The sequence below is a fragment of the Ramlibacter sp. GS1-15 genome (assembly GCF_057785015.1).
This window is the reverse complement of record NZ_JBYNTU010000001.1, coordinates 837,027-852,570: the sequence shown is the minus strand read 5'-3', so window position 1 is coordinate 852,570 and position 15,544 is coordinate 837,027. Positions and strand designations below refer to the sequence as shown.

Sequence of the window (15,544 nt, the reverse complement as noted above, 5' to 3'; positions counted from 1 at the left end):
GTTCGCCCCCTTCAGGCCGCAACGACCTTGACCGACTCGACCACGTTGCGCATGTAGCCGGCCGGATTCCACAGCGGCTCCATCGGCTGGCTCGCGCCGGCGCGGTTCCATGCGCGCACGCGCAGGTCGTACGCGCCGCGATCGGGCACGAAGCCGAACGTGAATTCGCGGAAGGAATAGCGGCCGAGATCCGCGCCCAGCTGCGCCTCGCGCCAGGTCCGCCCGCCGTCCGCGGACCAGGCCACCTCGCGGATGCCCTGCCCGCCGTCGAAGGCGATGCCGCGCACGGCGAGCGGCACGCCCGCGGGCACCTGCGCGCCGTTGCCATGCGAGGTGATGAACGAGCGCACGTTGAAGCGCCCGATCGGCCGCGTCGCCGCCGACGCCGTGCCCGGCTCGATGCAGGCGCAGTCGTTGTCGGGGATGCGGTAGGCCGGGTTCATCCAGAAGCCGTCGTACACCGTCTCGATCACCTCGATGTCCGACAGGTGCTTGACCCAGTACGTGCCGTAGTAGCCCGGCACGACCAGGCGCACGGGGAAGCCGTTGAGGAACGGCAGGTCCTGCCCGTTCATCTGCCAGGCGATCATCACCTCGCCGTCCATCGCGTGGCGCACGTCCAGGGCCTTGACGAAATCGCCGCCGCCGAACACGCCGTCGTCCAGGCCGTTGAACGTGACCTGCCGGGCGGTGTTCTTCAGCTCCGCGCGGGCCAGCACATCCTTGAGCGGCACGCCGACCCAGCGCGCATTGCCCATCGCGCCGTTCGTGAGCTGCCCGCCCGTGACACGCGGCGTGAACAGGCCCCGGCTGTTGCCCGAGCACTGGTTCACGGCGACCGCCTCCACCGGCTTGAACTGCGTGCGCAGCTCGGCGACGGTGAGCTGGAACGGCTTGCCGCAGGCCGGCCCGCCGACCCTGATCGCGTGCCGGTCGCCGTCGATGCGCGTCGGGATGCCGGCGTTGTGATAGCGCACGAAGAAGGCGTCGTTGGGCGTGATCACGCCGTCGTTGAACACCTCGAACGGCGTCTCCAGCTGCGGCGGGCGCGAGGTGAGCACGATCAGCGGCCGCTTCTCCGGGAACGCGACCAGGTGGCGGCGGCCGTTGACGATGGGCAGCTCGACCGTGCCTTGCGCGAAAGCGCGCGGCAGCGCTGCGCCGGCGAGGGCCGCGGCGCCGCCGGCGAGCAGCAGGCGGCGCGAGGGTGTGGACGGGGGCTTCGGACGCATGGGCTTGCTCCGTGGCTGGGGGACTGTGAGATTGAAAGCATCGAGCGGCCCTTGCCTCGGGACTTTCCCGCACCCAATCCGCCCGCTGCGCCGCGGGCGCGCTACGCCGCTTTCGCGCTTCGCGCGCGCTTGCGGCTGAAGTACTCGCGCATGACGGCGCGCAGCCGGTCCGCACCGGGCCGGCCCCAGTCGCGCTGCAGTTCGCACGCGAGGCTCAGGACCGTGATCGGCACCGCGCCGGCCTGCGTCATGCGCAGCATCGCGCTGTCGTGCGACGTGTGGCTGACGCCGCCGATCGCATCGGTCACGACGAAGACGCGATAGCCGGCCTGCAACGCGTCCAGCGCGGGAAACGCGACGCAGACCTCGGTCCACAGGCCGGCCAGGATCAGGTTCTTGCGGCCGGTGCGCTCCACGGCCGCGCGGAACTCCGGGTCCTCCCACGAGTTCAGCGTCGTGCGGTCGATCTCCGGCACGCCGGGCAGCGCTTCGCGCAGTTCGGGGTTGGTGCCGCTCATGCCGTGATGCACGTAGACCGTGCTCAGCACCACCGGCAACTCGAAGGTGGTCGCGACGCGTCCCAGCAAGGTGACTTGATCGAGCAGCTCGTCGCGCGCGATCGAGCCGACGCCGGCGTACTGCTCCGGCTGGTAGTCGATCAGCGCCAGCACCGCGTTGTGCGGCGTCAGCAGGGAATCGGGATCGCGGACGGGGGTGACGTCGGACATGGCAGTCTCCTGATGAGGGAGCGCCCATTGTGCTTGCGGCGGCAAGGCTGGGCTGGCAGACTGGCCCCGCCCCCACTACGGACGTGCTGCCATGATCAAGACGGATACCGCTCCCTATGCCGTGCTGCTGCTGCGCGTTGCCCTCGGCGTGCTGTTCCTGGCGCACGGGCTCGCCAAGGTGCTCGTGTTCACGCCGGCCGGCTTCGTCGGCTACTTCGCTTCGCTCGGCCTGCCGGCGGCGCTGGCCTACGCCATCATCGCGCTCGAGATCCTGGGCGGCGCGGCGCTCGTCCTGGGCATCTATGCGCCGCTGGTGGCGTTGCCGCTGGCCGTGGAGATCCTCGGAACGATCGTGCTGGTGCACTGGAAATACGGATGGCCGTTTTCTAACAAGGGCGGCGGCTGGGAATTCCCCGCGCTCTGGCTGGTCGCGCTCATCGCGCTGTTCCTGCTGGGGGACGGCGCGCTCGCCCTACGGCCGGTCAGGCGCCGCCGCTGAGCCAGGGGCCGCGGACCGCGTCGCGCGTTTCGTCGACGGCGATGGACCAGAGACGGTCCAGGATTTCATCGGGCATGACGTAGCGCCCGCCATAGCAGCCGTCACCCAGGTAGGCGCGTTTGGCCACCGGATCCATCAGCGCCATGCGTGCGACATCGACGGGTGGCTTCGGCACGTCGGGCATATTCACACCGGGCAGCCGAGTCGACGCGAAGCCTTCCATCCAAGAAGCATGCGACGCATCGCGATCCTGCTCCCGCACGAACCCCATCGTGCGCGGCGCGGCCCACCAGTTGTGCCAGCGCACCTGCAGGCCCGCCAGGCGCCCGTGCAGTTGCTGGACCACGCTGGCCGCGCCGCTGTTGCCGCCGTGCCCGTTGACGATGAGCACGCGCCGGAAGCCATGGCGGTACAGCGACTCGATCAGATCGGACAGGACCGCAAGCAGCGTCTCCAGCCGCAGCGTCATCGTGCCCGGATAGGCCATGTAGGTCGGCGTGTAGCCGTAGGCCTGCGCGGGAAAGACCGGCACGCCGAGCGGCCCGCAGGCATCCGCCGCGACGGCCTCGACCAGCAGCGCATCGACCGCGAGCGAGAGATAGGCGTGCTGCTCGATGCTGCCCAGAGGCAGCACCGCACGATCCTCACCGGCGCGAAGGAGCGCTTCGACCTGCATCCAGTTCATGTCTCGGATTCGCATGGCCGAATTGTCTCCTCGCGTCGTACGCCGCGGGATGGGGTCGTGTACTTATCCGCTACGCCGCGATACGATCCGGCTGCGCGGCCCAGGGGGATTGGATGTCAGGCGGCCCGACAATTTCGCGGCCTCACACAAAGGAGAAGACATGAACCATCGTGCGGCAAGCTTCGCGTCCGCCATCCTCCTGGCCGCCATTGCCAGCCCGGCCATCGCCGAGGACCTGGAGGTCCTTCATTGCTATTCCGGCACGGCAAAGCTCTTCTCGCACGGTCCAGTCGTGCTGGTGAGCTGGGACCAAAAGGGGATCCTCACAAGTAACCACCCGCGCAAGATCCTGGACGCTGCAGTCGTTCAGTGCGAGGGCATTCAAAAGGGTGCCGGCCCTGCGCGCAAAGGCGACGCGCTCTGCAAGATCATCGACCAGGACGGCGATGCCATCATTGCGTCCTTTACCTACGTAGGATTTGAGTACGACGTGAAGTTCATTGACGGCACTGGTAAGTGGCAAGGTGTGCAGGGCTCCCTCCACTCGACACGCACTGTCAGAAGCGTCGAAGGGAAGAACGGAATACCTGACACCTATCAAGGTTGCCGTCTCGAGCGCGGGCAGTTCACCCTTGCCAAGTAGCCAGCGGCAGTCATTGGTTTCGGGTACCGAATGACGCAGCCGCAGATCCGGGCGATTCGCTCCGACGAGATAGAACAAGCCAGGGTTCTGCTCGCGCGCATTGGCTGGTCCCACCGGGTTGCCGATCCTGGGGAATTCCGGGACTTGATTTCGCGGTCGCAAATCGCATTGGTCGCCGTCGATCAGGAGAAGGTGGTCGGCTTCCTTCGCGCGCTGACCGACGGTGTCACCAACGGGTATATCTCGATGCTGGGCGTGGACGAGGCGTATCGCCGGCGCGGGATCGGCTCGGCGCTCGTTCGTGCCGCCATGGGCGCGAATCCGGAAATGACGTGGGTCCTTCGGGCACAGCGCCCCGGGCTGTTCCCCTTCTACGAGAAGCTGGGATTTCGGGTGTCGAACGTTGCCATGGAAAGGGTGCGGTCCAGCGCTGCCTGATGCACGCTGACTGGCATACCATTCCAGCGTCTGCCTTCGCAGGAGCCGCCATGTGCCGGAACATCAAGACGCTGTTCAATTTCGAGCCTCCCGCCACCGAGCTCGAGATCCGCGACGCTTCGCTGCAGTTCGTCCGCAAGCTCAGCGGTTTCACGGTGCCTTCGAAGGCGAACGAGGCTGCCTTCGAACGCGCGGTCGATGAGGTCGCCGCGTCGGCCCGGGTCCTCATCCAGTCGCTGGTCACGCATGCGCAGCCGCGCACGCGCGAGGCCGAGGCGGTCAAGGCCAAGGAGCGGGCGGCTCTGAGGTTCGGCGTCTCGCGGTGAATTGCGCATGTCGCATCTACCTCCCCTGCCAGTTCTCCCCTTGGGTCGCTACCGCCACTACAAGGGAGGCGAATACGAAGTGATCGGCGTGGCCCGTCACAGCGAGAGCCTCGAGCCGCTCGTGGTCTATCGGCCCTTGTACAACCAGTCGGGCCTGTGGGTGCGGCCCCATGCGATGTTCACCGGGCAAGTTGAAATCGACGGCAAGCTGCAGCCTCGCTTCGAGCTGTTGAATCGGGATTGACGAAGGACAGATCCATGCGCACCGCCCTCTTCCTGCTCGCCGGCGTATTGCTCCTGGCCGCGTTCTTCATCCTGGCGAAGCTGTTCGCCAATCAATATCCTGCCTCTTCTACCGCAGCGCTCGTCTTGTTCGTTCTGCTCTGGTTTGTCGTTTCCGCGTTCAACACGTGGGTCGGCGTGGCCAAGGCAGGCTATGCGTGGACGGAGGAGTTGCCCATCTTTCTTCTGATCTTCGTCGTTCCGGCAGCAGTGGCGGTCGTTGCCAAATGGAAGCTTGCTTAGCAGCCTCGAAACATGTACCGCATCACCGGCATCTTGCGCACATGGAACGACGATCGCGGCTTTGGCTTCATTGCACCGACACACGGCGGCCCCGAGCTCTTTGTGCATATCAGCGCCTTTCCGCGAGTCGGCACTCGCCCAACGGTCGGCGAGAGACTCACTTACGAACTCGGCCGCGGAAGCAACGGTAAACCGCAGGCGGTGCGTGTTATTCGCACCGCCCTCGGTGACAAGGCCACCACTCTGAACTCCCCGACCAAGCACGTCCGGAAAAGGACCAGCTGGCTCGCACCGCTAGTCATAGTCGCCCTGCTGGTTGTCGGCGGAAGCTATGGCTTCAGCAGATACAAGGCTTATGAGCACAGCGCGGCACTTGGAAACGCCGTTGCCTTGCCGGTCACGGCGCCCGTCGAGAGCAGCACGAGTGAAAGTCGCCGCTGCGACGGGCGAACCATGTGCTCGCAGATGACGTCCTGTGCCGAAGCCAAGTGGTTCCTCAGAAACTGCCCGGATGCACGCATGGACGGAAATCGCGATGGCACGCCTTGCGAGCAGCAATGGTGCACGAGTCCGTTCGCGAAATGATACGTAGCGCCTTGTGCTATTCCTCGGCCGCCGCCACCCCTGCACTGCCGCCCATATCGACGAACAGCGGCATGAACGCCGCAAGCGTGTCCTTGCGTTGCCAGTCGCGTTGAAGCTCGCAGTACAGCTGCGTGACGCTGATCATCTGGGCCCCGGCCTGTTCGATACGGCGTAGCGCCAGCTCGTGCGCCGCCAACGAGGTGCCTCCCACGGCATCGGCCAGCGCGTACACCTCGTAGCCTTCCTTCAGCGCATCCAGCGCCGGGAAGGTCAGGCAGGCCTCGGTCCAGAGCGCGGCCATGACCAGTTTGCGGCGGCCCGTCGCGTCGACCGCCTTGCGAAACTCGACGTCCTCCCACGCGTTGATGCTCGTGCGGTCGTAGGTCGGCAGCTTTTCGAGCAGGTGGCGCAGCGGCGCGATGGTCGGCTTGTTGCGGCCGCTTTGCACGTTCACTGTCGAATGCACAATGGGCAGCCCGTAGCCCACGGCCGCCTTCGTCGCGCGGAGGATGTTGCTCACCAGCCGCTGGCGCTCCATCGAGGCGATCGAATTCACCTGGACGGGCTGGTAGTCGATGAGCACGAAGGCTGCGTTCCGGGGTGTGAGCAGGTGATCGCTGGCCGGGTCGCGGATGGTTTCGCTGGTCATGCTGAGCCTTTCGGGAAGCCGTGGTCTTCAACCAGCTTAGCACCGCGCCGACGCTGCACGAACCGACTGGCGTCACGCGCCGGGCTGGCCTACAGTGGCCTTCCACCATCACGAGGAACCGCAAAATGCCGATTCGTACTGCATCGTTGAGCAAGCGGATTTCGGATAACGGCCAAGCGCTGCATCGCGCCATGATGCGCCGCACGGAAACCCACGGGGCGGGCCAGGAGCCGTCGGAGGCTGAGTCGGCCCTGATCGAGGAGCGCCGGCTGCTGAAGGAGGAACGGGACAAGCGCCAGGCCCAGGCCACGCAGCCCAGGCCCAGCGCAGTCGACCGGCTGCTGCGAACGCATCGCGCCCAGGCCAAGGACAAGCCGAAGGCCACGAAGGAAACGCAGGACGCCAAGGAGACCAGGAAGCCCAAGGCGCGCCGATCGCGCGCGGAGAAACACGCGGAGAAGGCAGCAGCGCTGGACGCGGCGCGCAGGTCGTCGAAGAAGCCGGCCAAGTGAGTCAGGCGCCCTGTGAACTCACCCCGCCCGACACGGCGAGCCGTGCAGCCTTAATTCAGTGACCTGTGTAGACCACACGTCCGGTGCCGACGGCCACTCCTGGAACGTCCAGAACGTTGCCCGATGCGACGGGTCCACCACCGTCGCGCTGTAGTCGCCCCAGCGCGCGGCCGGGGCGCCGCCGGTCTGCTCGTAGCGCGCGATGCCCGCCTTCAGCAGCACGGGGTCGCCGAAGGTCGTGGTGCCGTCCGTTGTCACGCCGGCCATCGCGTAGGCACTCACGAATCGATCCGTTCCGGATTCGTTGAACCCGATGACGACGTCGTTGCACGCATTCACGGCGATCGAGCCCATGAACAGGTCGTGCGAAGCGTCCGAGATCAGGCCCTCCTGCAGCAAGGTGTTCGACTGCGCGTTGACGGCGAACCATCGCAGCGCAGCGCGGCCCTGATAGCCGACGGTCTGCACGCCCCATAGCACGCCGTTGCGCTGGACGACGCTCGTCGCGAGGAACGGCGAACTCTCGGAGATGCCGATGCCGGACTCGGGCTGGAGCGCGCCTTGCGGCCCGAGCAGGTCATAGGCCGCCAGTTGCACGAACACTTCGGACGGATCCAGCGCCGGCGCCGTGGCGGACCCGCCGATGTGCCACACGCGCAACACCGAGCCTTCGACGTCCCACGTGCCGACCATCGCCTGCGGCAGCGGCGTGCCGTCCAGGTCGACGATCGGCTGGATCTTGCCGCCGGCGGGCGTGAGCAGGCTTCTGCTCGCCAGCAGTGTGGCGTGCTCGACGGTGGGCGTGGCCGCGAGCAGGTCCGGCTTCGGCAGCACGAGCGCAGCCCCGTTGGTGAAGACGAACACAGCGTCGCGATCGAAGCCCAGGGTCGGAAAGTCGGCGAAGTCGCCGACCGGCCCGGCGAAGGGAACGGTGAAGCCGGCCCAACCCTGCGTCGGGTCGGCATCCCGGGACACGGCCACGAGCAGGTCGTCCGCCCCAACGCCGAAGTTGATCGAGAACGCCGACGCGTACCAGCGCTGCGCCGCGGCGTCGAAGACGACGCGCGGGTCCACGACGAAGCCGCGCGCCCCGGCGCCGGCATCGATCCAGAACTGGTCCATGGTCTGCGACACCACGCGCCGCCCGTTCTCCTTGCGATAGACCGCGTAGTGGCCGTTGAGGAGTTCGACGATGTGGCGGTCCCCGACCGCGCCCATCGTGTCGGGCGGAATCACCGAGCTGTCGATGCCGTAGGTGCTGGCCTGGAAATTCGTTCCGATCTGCAGCCGTGGCTCGGCAGCAGCGAGGGAGGCGCTCGCCCATACGGCGACGAGGCAGGCCGTGAGTACACGCAGACTACGCATGGGACCTCCTTCGGGTCATGCGCCTTGCCGGCCAAGCCGTTATACGCGCGAACGCGCGGCATCGCGAGCACAGCCCCTGCAGTGGGCCAGTGCCGAGCTAGTGTCCTGTCGCGTTAGTAACTGGCATTAATTGTGCATGCCTGTGCGGTATCTTTGGAATAGAGATACCGCGATGAGAACAGGCAGGCCCAAGGCCGAATTGATTCTGTTGGACGAGGAGCGATCGCAGCTTGCGTCGTTCGCCCGCAGCCGCTCGCTGCCGGCTGCGCTGAGCACGCGAGCGCGCATCGTTCTGAGCAGCGCCCATGGTGAGGACAATAAGTCGATCGCGCAGCGCCTGAAGCTCACGAAGCAGACCGTTGGCAAGTGGCGAGCGCGTTTCGCGCACCATGTCCGCCCGGCACCCGGCGGCGATCCGGCCTCCTAGCGATCGTCACTATACTTGTCCCGGCGGGCGGGCATCCGGTCCGGCTTCGACCGCGCCATCTCCTCCGGCGGCTGGGAAGGACCTCACGATCTCGGCTATCGCATGGACCGCTTTGCCGCAATGAACGCCTTTGTCCGCGTTGTGGAGGCGGGAAGCTTCACCAAGGCGGCGGACACCCTCAATTCGACGAAGGCGTCCGTCACGCGCTTGGTCCAGGGGCTGGAAACCCAGCTCAGGGTCCGCCTCCTTCATCGTTCCACGCGCGCGGTCACCATGACCGCCGAGGGAGCGGCGTACTACGAACGTGCGGTGCGTCTGCTGGCAGAACTCGCCGACATCGAATCGAGCGCCGCGGGTTCGTCCAGCAAGCCAACGGGCCGGCTCCGGGTGGATGCGGGCGTATCGATCGGCACGATGATCCTGGTTCCTGCGCTGCCCGACTTCCACGCGAAATATCCCGAAATCCACCTCGAGCTGAGTCTGGCCAACCGCGACATCGACCTCGTGAAGGAAAACGTCGACTGCGCCATCCGCATCGGGGAGGTCGCCGAGCAGGACCTGATTGCGCGCCAAATCGGGGAGTTCGCGTTCGTGGCTTGTGCTTCGCCCTCCTATCTCAGGCAGTTCGGCAAGCCTGCCGCTCCTGAGGATCTCAAGAACGGCCATCGGACGGTCGGCATGATCTCGGCGCGCTCGGGGCGTGCGATCCCGTTCGGGTTCTCCAGGGAAGTCCACGCGCCGCCTCACACCGGGCCGCACGTGCTGGTACTGGATGACACGAACGCCTATGTGGCGGCGGGTCTCGCCGGTCTGGGCATCATCCAGGCTCCAGCATTCACCGTGCAGGAGGCGCTGAATGCCGGAACACTGGTGCAAGTCCTGGAGGAGTGGCGAACGGCCGTGATCCCGGTTCAGATCGTCTATCCGCCCAACCGTTACCTCAGCTCGAAGGTGAGGGCCTTCATCGAGTGGACGTCGGAACTTTTCGCGCGCACGCCTGGACTAGGCCGGCAGGCGCAGGTCAGTCCCGCTGCATCAAACGACGGATCCGGTCGAGCCCGGCGTCAGTGACCCGCAGCTGCTTGAGCGCATCGCACGTTGCGTCGAAGTAGACCCGACAGGTTCCCAATTCGCCCACGCCGGTCGTCACGAAATCGGCTACCTGTCTGTCGGTCAGCGTGCCGGCATATCGCGGGTGCTTTCGATTTGCGACGAACGTCAAGGCGCGTCGGGGGCCGTCGGAGGTGTGCGCCATGACCCACCGGGCATCGTAGGCGCCGGTCAGCATCTCGCGCTGCCACAGCACCTTCAGTTCCGTCATCGCCGAAGCTGCCGGAATGTGCAGGACGCCGCCACTGCATGCGCCGCCTCGGTCGAGTGCCAGCATCAGTCCGGGCCGCTCGGCACTCCCGCGACCGAAGCACAGTCGCAGACAAAGTCGACGATGCCATCCATGCACGACGGCTGCGCTCATCCTGCTGTGCTCGATGGCGGGGTTCCACATCAGCGACCCATAGGCGAATACCAGGACCTCGTCGTGCGCCGGATGCTTCGCCATCGTTTCGCGCAGCGACTGTTCGAGCTCGTCGTCGCTGCGCACCGCGCCTGCGGCGGGCGAGAGGCGCCGAACGTGGGCCGCGAACGACCCATCCCTGAAGACATGGCGCCCGGCGCCTGACGAGGCTTTCATCGAAGTGCCTTCAGGCGATGGCTGCAGAATGAGCTGGCCGCTGCACGCGCCAGGACAGGCCTGTGCTGAAAGCCACGAGGTTGATCGCGCCGAACGCGAGATAACTGCTGCCGAGCAGCAGAAACAGCCCATCGATGGAGCCATGCACGTGCGTCACCCACCAGGAGCCGGCGACGAACACGATGACGAGCCGGACGATACTCGCGATGATCGGCCAACGCATCTGCGCGGCGCCCTGGCTGGCGAAGTAAAGCGCCATGCCCACGCCGAACAGCACATAAAAGGGTGCCACGCGGAGCAGGTATTCGCCGGCGATCTGCTGGACCTCCGCTTCATGCGTGAAGAGGTTGGTCCACAGCGAAGGGGCGATCGTTACCACGGCGCCGATGACGCCTGTCGCGAGTGCCGATGCAAGGACGGCGAGCCAGGCTGCGCGGCGCGCGCGCTCGATCTGCCCGGCGCCGAAATTGGCTCCCACCATCGTCACGGAGGCCGTGCCGATCGAGAAGAGCAGCGGAATGAGCACGTAGTCCAATCGCGAGCCGATGCCGTACGACGCGATCGCCGCTGAGCCAAACGTGCCCACCAGCCCCGCAGTCATCAGTACCGTCAGGTTCGCCGTCAGCGCTCCGAACGATGACTGCAGGCCGACGCCCAGAATTTGCCTGAACAGGCGCCATTCGAGGCGCACCCACGCCAGGCGCAAGGGGCTGCGGGCGGAGCGCAGATAGACGATGAAGACGGCAACCGCGGCGGTGTAGTAGATCACCACGGCCCAGCCGGCCCCGGCCACGCCGAAACTTGGAATCGGTCCCCAGCCGAAGATGAGCAGGGGCGACAGCGCCAGGGTCAGCAGTGCGCCGCTTGCCGTCAGCGTTGCCGGAAACCTGACATTGTTCGCCCCCCGCAGCGCGGCGGCGAACAGGTTGACGATCCAGGTCGGTACCGCTGCAAGAAACACCAGGTCGGAGAACGCCAGCGCATTGCGCAGCACGTCGCCTTCCGCCCCGAGCTTGCCGTAGATGATCGTCCCGGCGCCAACCACGACCGTGCTGAACACGATCCCGCCCGCGATCGCGATCACAAGTGCGTGCGTCAGCAGCGAATCGGCATCCTCCATCCGCCCCGCGCCAATCGCCCGTGCGATCGCGGACGCCACGCCACCGCCGAAGCCGCCGTTGGACAGCATTGTCATCAGCATGGAAACGGGAAAGACCAGCGCGACGCCAGCGAGCGCCGCAGTGCCGAGGGAGCTGACGAAGTACGTCTCTGCAACACCCACCAGCGTCTGCACCGACAGGACGATGAGGATCGGCAGTGCCAACTTGATCAGCTGCGGCAGCAGGGGCCCGCTGAGCAGCAAGTGCCGCGCATCCGCTGCGGAAGGGGACGTATTTGCGGAGCTCATTTGAATGCCTCGTTGATTCAGGTGCCTGCACTCTAGGGACAGGTCCTCGAGGCATCTACAGCGATTTGGACAACAGCCCGTTGCAGGGCGAGATCGCAACGACGTGTTGTCGAAATCGGTGTAGATAGTTTGTGCGCGCGCTTCTACATTGAGCGCAGTCGAATCCCGGGCCGGCCGGACCTCATCCCGCCAGGCCGGACGCACGGCTGATCTCAACCTCACTCATGAAGGCGCAACGTATGAATCTTCCCAAGTCCGCCCTGCTGGCGCTCGGCCTCGCCACTGCGCTCGGTTCAATCAGTGCCAATGCGGAAGACGCGAAAGAACTTCGCATCGACCGTGCCGGTCATCAACTCTTCGTGAAGGACTATCCGGGAGCCGAACCGGCCATGGTCATGGTCCACGGCTTCCCGGACAACCATCACATCTACGACGACCTGGCGCCGCTCCTGTCCGGACGCGGCCAGCGCGTAATCACGTTCGATTTCCTCGGGTTCGGTGACTCCGAAAAATCGGAGACATTCAAGTACTCGTTCGACCAGCAGGAGTCCGACCTGGGGGCCGTCGCCGATGCGCTCAAGCTGAAGACGTTCATTCCCGTCGCCCACGATGCCGGTGGACCGGCGGTGATCAACTATTCAAGACATCATCAGGAAAGGATCAGCTCGATCGTCCTGCTGAACACGTACTACACCAGGACGCCGACGCTGAAGCTTCCCCAGCTGATCGCACTCAGTTCGGAGCCCCTCCTCAAACCCGTGGCGGTCGCCATCATGAACAACACGCCAATCAGGAACTGGCTCTTGACCTACCAGGCCAACCAATTCGTGAAGAATGCGCCGGACGACGTCCACACGAAACTCAATCCCACTCTTCTTCCGATAATCTTGGCCAACTTCGAGCAGCAGGGTTCGGCGCGCGCATTCAACGCGATGACCGGCGATCTCAATCACAACGTGGAAGAGAACACCAAGGTGGTGGGGCAGCTCGGGCAGCTCGACGTTCCCGTCAAGATGGTCTGGGGCGGGGGCGATCCGTACCTGAATGTGGGGGTTGCCAAGGACCTGGCGAAGCAGTTCAAGCACGCTGAACTGCATGTCCTGCCTCTGGGCCACTGGCCGCAGATCGACGACCCGAAAGCTGTGGCGGATCTGTTGGTGCCAATCAAGCAATAGATTTCGTCCGCGCCCAAGCTTGTGGAGCCGGCCGTCAGCACACGCTGAGCCGGCTCTGCCATTTCTGCCCGGCCCCCTTTCTTGCTCGCGGTGCCGGGCTAGCGTCTTGTCCCGCTGATACGTGAGCAAAGTCGATGCAGCTTCTCGAGGATCGAATCGGCGGTGGCGTCCACTTGAACGGTTGGCAGTTCTGGTTGTAGCTCGCGACGAAGTGCTCGATGCGCTGCACGAGCTGTTTGACGCTGGTGAAAGAGCCGCGGCGGATGGCCTTGTCGGTGATGATCGCGAAGAAGCGCTCGACTTGATTGAGCCAGGAGCTGTAGGTTGGAATGAAGTGCATGTGCCAGCGAGGGCGTGCCGCCAGCCAAGCCTTGATCTTCGGATGACTGTGCGTGGCGTAGTTGTCAGCGATGCAATGAATGTCCAGCACCGCGGGCACGGCCTTGTCGATCTCGCGCAGGAACGACAGGAACTCCTGATGACGATGGCGCGGCTTGCATGTGGCCAGCACCGCGCCGTTGAGCACGTTCAGTGCCGCAAAGAGCGTCGTAGTGCCATGGCGCTTGTAATCGTGCGTGACGCCTTCGACGTAGCTGTGCGCTCCAGCGCTTGGCACTGGCTCTTCTCGTCAACGCAAATCACCAGCGCTTTGTCCGGCGGGCTGAGGTACAGCCCCACGACATCGCGCAGCTTCTCGATGAAGAACGGGTCATTGGACAGCTTGAAGCCTTCGCTGCGACGCGGCTGCAGCCCGAACATCTGGAAGTAGCGCGCAACGCTGGTCTTGGAGATGCCAGTCTCGGCCGCCACCGAGCGCACGCTCCAGTGCGTCGATCCGTCGGCCGGCTTGGTATGCAAAGTGGTTTTGACCAAGTGGGCCACCCGCTCATCATCGATCGTGCGCGGCTTGCCGGGACGAACATCGTCATACAGCCCGGCGATGCGCCGCTCGATGAAACGCGCTCGCCACTTGCCAACGGTCTGCTTCGTGAGCTTCAGGCGCTGCGCGATCGACTTATTGTCCTCACCATGGGCGCTGCTCAGAACGATGCGCGCTCGCGTGCTCAGCGCAGCCGGCAGCGAGCGGCTGCGGGCGAACGACGCAAGCTGCGATCGCTCCTCGTCCAACAGAATCAATTCGGCCTTGGGCCTGCCTGTTCTCATCGCGGTATCTCTATTCCAAAGATACCGCACAGGCATGCACAATTAATGCCAGTTATTAACGGGACAGGACACTAGCGCGAGACCTTTCCGACGCCCATGAAATTCGTGCTGCCGACCTGCCCGAACGGCGCGCCGGCGATGGTGACGATGCTGTCGCCCGCCGTGCCGAACCGCTCGCGAGCGGCGATCTGCGCCGCACTCGCGACCAGCCCCTGCTCGCCCGGTGCATCGCCCATGGGCAAGGCGTGGATGCCCCAGCCGAGCGACAGCCGCCGCGCCACGGCCTGTGAAGGCGTGAGCGCCAGGATCGGCGCCACCGGCCGCTCGCGCGCGACGCGCAGGCCGGTGCTGCCCGACGTGGTGTAGCAGACGATGGCTGCCGCGGGCAGCAACGCCGCCGAGCGCGCGGCGGCCGCACAGATCACCTCGCTGACGCCTTCGCCCCTGGCATGCGGCACCGCCTCGTCCAGCGCCTGGCGGCACGCCGGGTCCTGCTCGACGCGCGCGATCACGCGGTCCATCACCGCCACCGCTTCGAGCGGGTAGCGGCCGGCCGCCGTCTCGGCCGAGAGCATCACCGCGTCGGCGCCTTCGTACACGGCGCCCGCGACATCCGACGTCTCGGCGCGCGTGGGCACGGGCGAGTGGATCATCGACTCCAGCATCTGCGTGGCGACGATCACCGGCTTGCCCAGCGCGCGGCAGGCCCGCACGATGCGCTTCTGGATCGCGGGAACCTCCTCGGCCGCGAGTTCGACCCCGAGGTCCCCGCGCGCCACCATCGCGGCGTCGCTGAGCGCGAGGATCTCGCCGAGCTGCGCGATCGCCGACGGCTTCTCCAGCTTGGTGACGATGCCGGCCTTGTCGCCGATCAGCGTGCGCGCCTGCAGCAGGTCCTCGGGCCGCTGCACGAACGACAGCGCGATCCAGTCGGCGCCCAGCTCCAGGGCCAGCTGCAGGTCGCGCAGGTCCTTGGCCGTGAGCGCGGGCAGCGGCAGGATCACGCCGGGCACGTTCACGCCCTTGCGCTCGGACAGGCGTCCGCCCGTGATCACCTGGGTCGCCGCGTGGTCGGCCGCGCAGCTTTGCACGCGCACGCGCAGCTTGCCGTCGTCCAGCAGCAGGTCCTCGCCGGGGCGCAACGCCGCGAAGATCTCCGGGTGCGGCAGGCCCACGCGTGTCGCGTCGCCCGGCGTCTCGTCGAGATCGAAGCGGAACGCCGCGCCCGCCGCGAGCTGCACGGCCCCGTCGCGGAAGGTGCCCACGCGCAGCTTCGGGCCCTGCAGGTCCGCCAGGATGGCGATCGGGCGGCCCGCCTCGGCCTCCACCTGCCGCACGGCATCGAAGGTGCGCCGGTGCTCGGCCGCGGTGCCATGGCTGAAGTTGATCCGGAACACGTCCACGCCGCGCGCGAACAGCTCGCCGATGACGGCCGGCTCGTTGCTGGCCGGCCCCAGGGTCGCCACGATCTTGGCATTGCGTTGTCGCCGCAT

At 66.0% G+C, this 15,544-nt stretch carries 18 protein-coding genes and 2 pseudogenes; 11 read left to right on the top strand and 9 right to left on the bottom strand.

Annotation, left to right across the window (positions count from 1 at the left end; translation table 11 throughout):
• Window positions 1-11: 11 nt before the first annotated feature.
• Together sorA and AC3EF3_RS04215 are read right to left on the bottom strand one after the other, a co-directional pair.
• Window positions 12-1,232, bottom strand: a complete 1,221-nt coding sequence (gene sorA / locus AC3EF3_RS04220) for a SorA family sulfite dehydrogenase catalytic subunit (protein ID WP_488530900.1) — start codon at window positions 1,230-1,232, stop codon at window positions 12-14.
• A 101-nt stretch (window positions 1,233-1,333) separates the two neighbouring features.
• Complete coding sequence (locus tag AC3EF3_RS04215) at window positions 1,334-1,960, bottom strand: hydrolase (protein ID WP_488530899.1); 627 nt, start codon at window positions 1,958-1,960, stop codon at window positions 1,334-1,336.
• Between the two features lie 91 nt (window positions 1,961-2,051).
• Between AC3EF3_RS04215 and AC3EF3_RS04210 the strand changes: the two genes are divergently transcribed.
• Entirely contained in the window at window positions 2,052-2,459 is a 408-nt protein-coding gene (locus tag AC3EF3_RS04210; RefSeq protein ID WP_488530898.1) for a DoxX family protein, read from the top strand.
• Here AC3EF3_RS04210 and AC3EF3_RS04205 read toward each other — a convergent pair.
• A complete protein-coding gene (locus tag AC3EF3_RS04205; RefSeq protein WP_488530897.1) occupies window positions 2,443-3,159 on the bottom strand; it encodes a creatininase family protein in 717 nt (238 codons plus the stop codon). The genes AC3EF3_RS04210 and AC3EF3_RS04205 overlap by 17 nt on opposite strands.
• 145 nt (window positions 3,160-3,304) lie before the next feature.
• On the opposite strand from AC3EF3_RS04205, the gene AC3EF3_RS04200 reads away from it, so the two are divergent.
• From AC3EF3_RS04200 to AC3EF3_RS04175, 6 genes are read left to right on the top strand one after another with little or no spacing between them, the layout of a single operon-like run.
• Entirely contained in the window at window positions 3,305-3,787 is a 483-nt protein-coding gene (locus AC3EF3_RS04200) for a hypothetical protein (protein WP_488530896.1), read from the top strand.
• A gap of 30 nt (window positions 3,788-3,817) precedes the next feature.
• A complete protein-coding gene (locus AC3EF3_RS04195; protein ID WP_488530895.1) occupies window positions 3,818-4,225 on the top strand; it encodes a GNAT family N-acetyltransferase in 408 nt (135 codons plus the stop codon).
• 50 nt (window positions 4,226-4,275) lie between these two features.
• On the top strand, window positions 4,276-4,551 hold the full coding sequence (locus AC3EF3_RS04190) for a DUF2277 domain-containing protein (protein WP_488530894.1): 276 nt from the start codon (window positions 4,276-4,278) through the stop codon (window positions 4,549-4,551).
• Window positions 4,552-4,558: 7 nt separating this feature from the next.
• Complete coding sequence (locus AC3EF3_RS04185) at window positions 4,559-4,795, top strand: DUF1653 domain-containing protein (RefSeq protein ID WP_488530893.1); 237 nt, start codon at window positions 4,559-4,561, stop codon at window positions 4,793-4,795.
• Between the two features lie 14 nt (window positions 4,796-4,809).
• Entirely contained in the window at window positions 4,810-5,076 is a 267-nt protein-coding gene (locus tag AC3EF3_RS04180; protein ID WP_488530892.1) for a hypothetical protein, read from the top strand.
• Between the two features lie 12 nt (window positions 5,077-5,088).
• Complete coding sequence (locus tag AC3EF3_RS04175; protein ID WP_488530891.1) at window positions 5,089-5,661, top strand: cold shock domain-containing protein; 573 nt, start codon at window positions 5,089-5,091, stop codon at window positions 5,659-5,661.
• 16 nt (window positions 5,662-5,677) lie between these two features.
• Here AC3EF3_RS04175 and AC3EF3_RS04170 read toward each other — a convergent pair whose 3' ends face one another.
• Window positions 5,678-6,310, bottom strand: a complete 633-nt coding sequence (locus tag AC3EF3_RS04170) for a hydrolase (RefSeq protein WP_488530890.1) — start codon at window positions 6,308-6,310, stop codon at window positions 5,678-5,680.
• A 20-nt stretch (window positions 6,311-6,330) separates the two neighbouring features.
• Between AC3EF3_RS04170 and AC3EF3_RS04165 the strand changes: the two genes are divergently transcribed.
• Window positions 6,331-6,822 (top strand): hypothetical protein, encoded by a 492-nt coding sequence (locus AC3EF3_RS04165; protein ID WP_488530889.1) that lies wholly within the window; start codon window positions 6,331-6,333, stop codon window positions 6,820-6,822.
• A gap of 18 nt (window positions 6,823-6,840) precedes the next feature.
• Here AC3EF3_RS04165 and AC3EF3_RS04160 read toward each other — a convergent pair whose 3' ends face one another.
• Entirely contained in the window at window positions 6,841-8,187 is a 1,347-nt protein-coding gene (locus AC3EF3_RS04160) for a hypothetical protein (protein ID WP_488530888.1), read from the bottom strand.
• A 172-nt stretch (window positions 8,188-8,359) separates the two neighbouring features.
• Between AC3EF3_RS04160 and AC3EF3_RS04155 the strand changes: the two are divergent.
• Window positions 8,360-8,569, top strand: a pseudogene (locus AC3EF3_RS04155) (helix-turn-helix domain-containing protein); the annotation flags it as partial.
• Between the two features lie 147 nt (window positions 8,570-8,716).
• The gene (locus tag AC3EF3_RS04150; RefSeq protein WP_488530887.1) at window positions 8,717-9,685 is read left to right on the top strand and encodes a LysR family transcriptional regulator; all 969 of its coding nucleotides are present in this window, start codon (window positions 8,717-8,719) and stop codon (window positions 9,683-9,685) included.
• On the opposite strand, the gene AC3EF3_RS04145 is transcribed toward AC3EF3_RS04150, so the two are convergent.
• Together AC3EF3_RS04145 and AC3EF3_RS04140 are read right to left on the bottom strand one after the other, a co-directional pair.
• Window positions 9,636-10,304 carry a gamma-glutamylcyclotransferase gene (locus tag AC3EF3_RS04145; protein ID WP_488530886.1) on the bottom strand — a complete coding sequence of 223 codons (669 nt, stop codon included), beginning with the start codon at window positions 10,302-10,304 and terminating at the stop codon, window positions 9,636-9,638. The genes AC3EF3_RS04150 and AC3EF3_RS04145 overlap by 50 nt on opposite strands.
• A 10-nt stretch (window positions 10,305-10,314) precedes the next feature.
• A complete protein-coding gene (locus AC3EF3_RS04140; protein WP_488530885.1) occupies window positions 10,315-11,712 on the bottom strand; it encodes an MATE family efflux transporter in 1,398 nt (465 codons plus the stop codon).
• 239 nt (window positions 11,713-11,951) lie between these two features.
• On the opposite strand from AC3EF3_RS04140, the gene AC3EF3_RS04135 reads away from it, so the two are divergent.
• Window positions 11,952-12,887 carry an alpha/beta fold hydrolase gene (locus AC3EF3_RS04135; RefSeq protein WP_488530884.1) on the top strand — a complete coding sequence of 312 codons (936 nt, stop codon included), beginning with the start codon at window positions 11,952-11,954 and terminating at the stop codon, window positions 12,885-12,887.
• Between the two features lie 98 nt (window positions 12,888-12,985).
• On the opposite strand, the pseudogene AC3EF3_RS04130 reads toward AC3EF3_RS04135, so the two are convergent.
• Window positions 12,986-14,051 (bottom strand): annotated as a pseudogene (locus AC3EF3_RS04130) (IS630 family transposase).
• 71 nt (window positions 14,052-14,122) lie between these two features.
• Entirely contained in the window at window positions 14,123-15,544 is a 1,422-nt protein-coding gene (gene pyk / locus AC3EF3_RS04125) for a pyruvate kinase (protein ID WP_488530883.1), read from the bottom strand.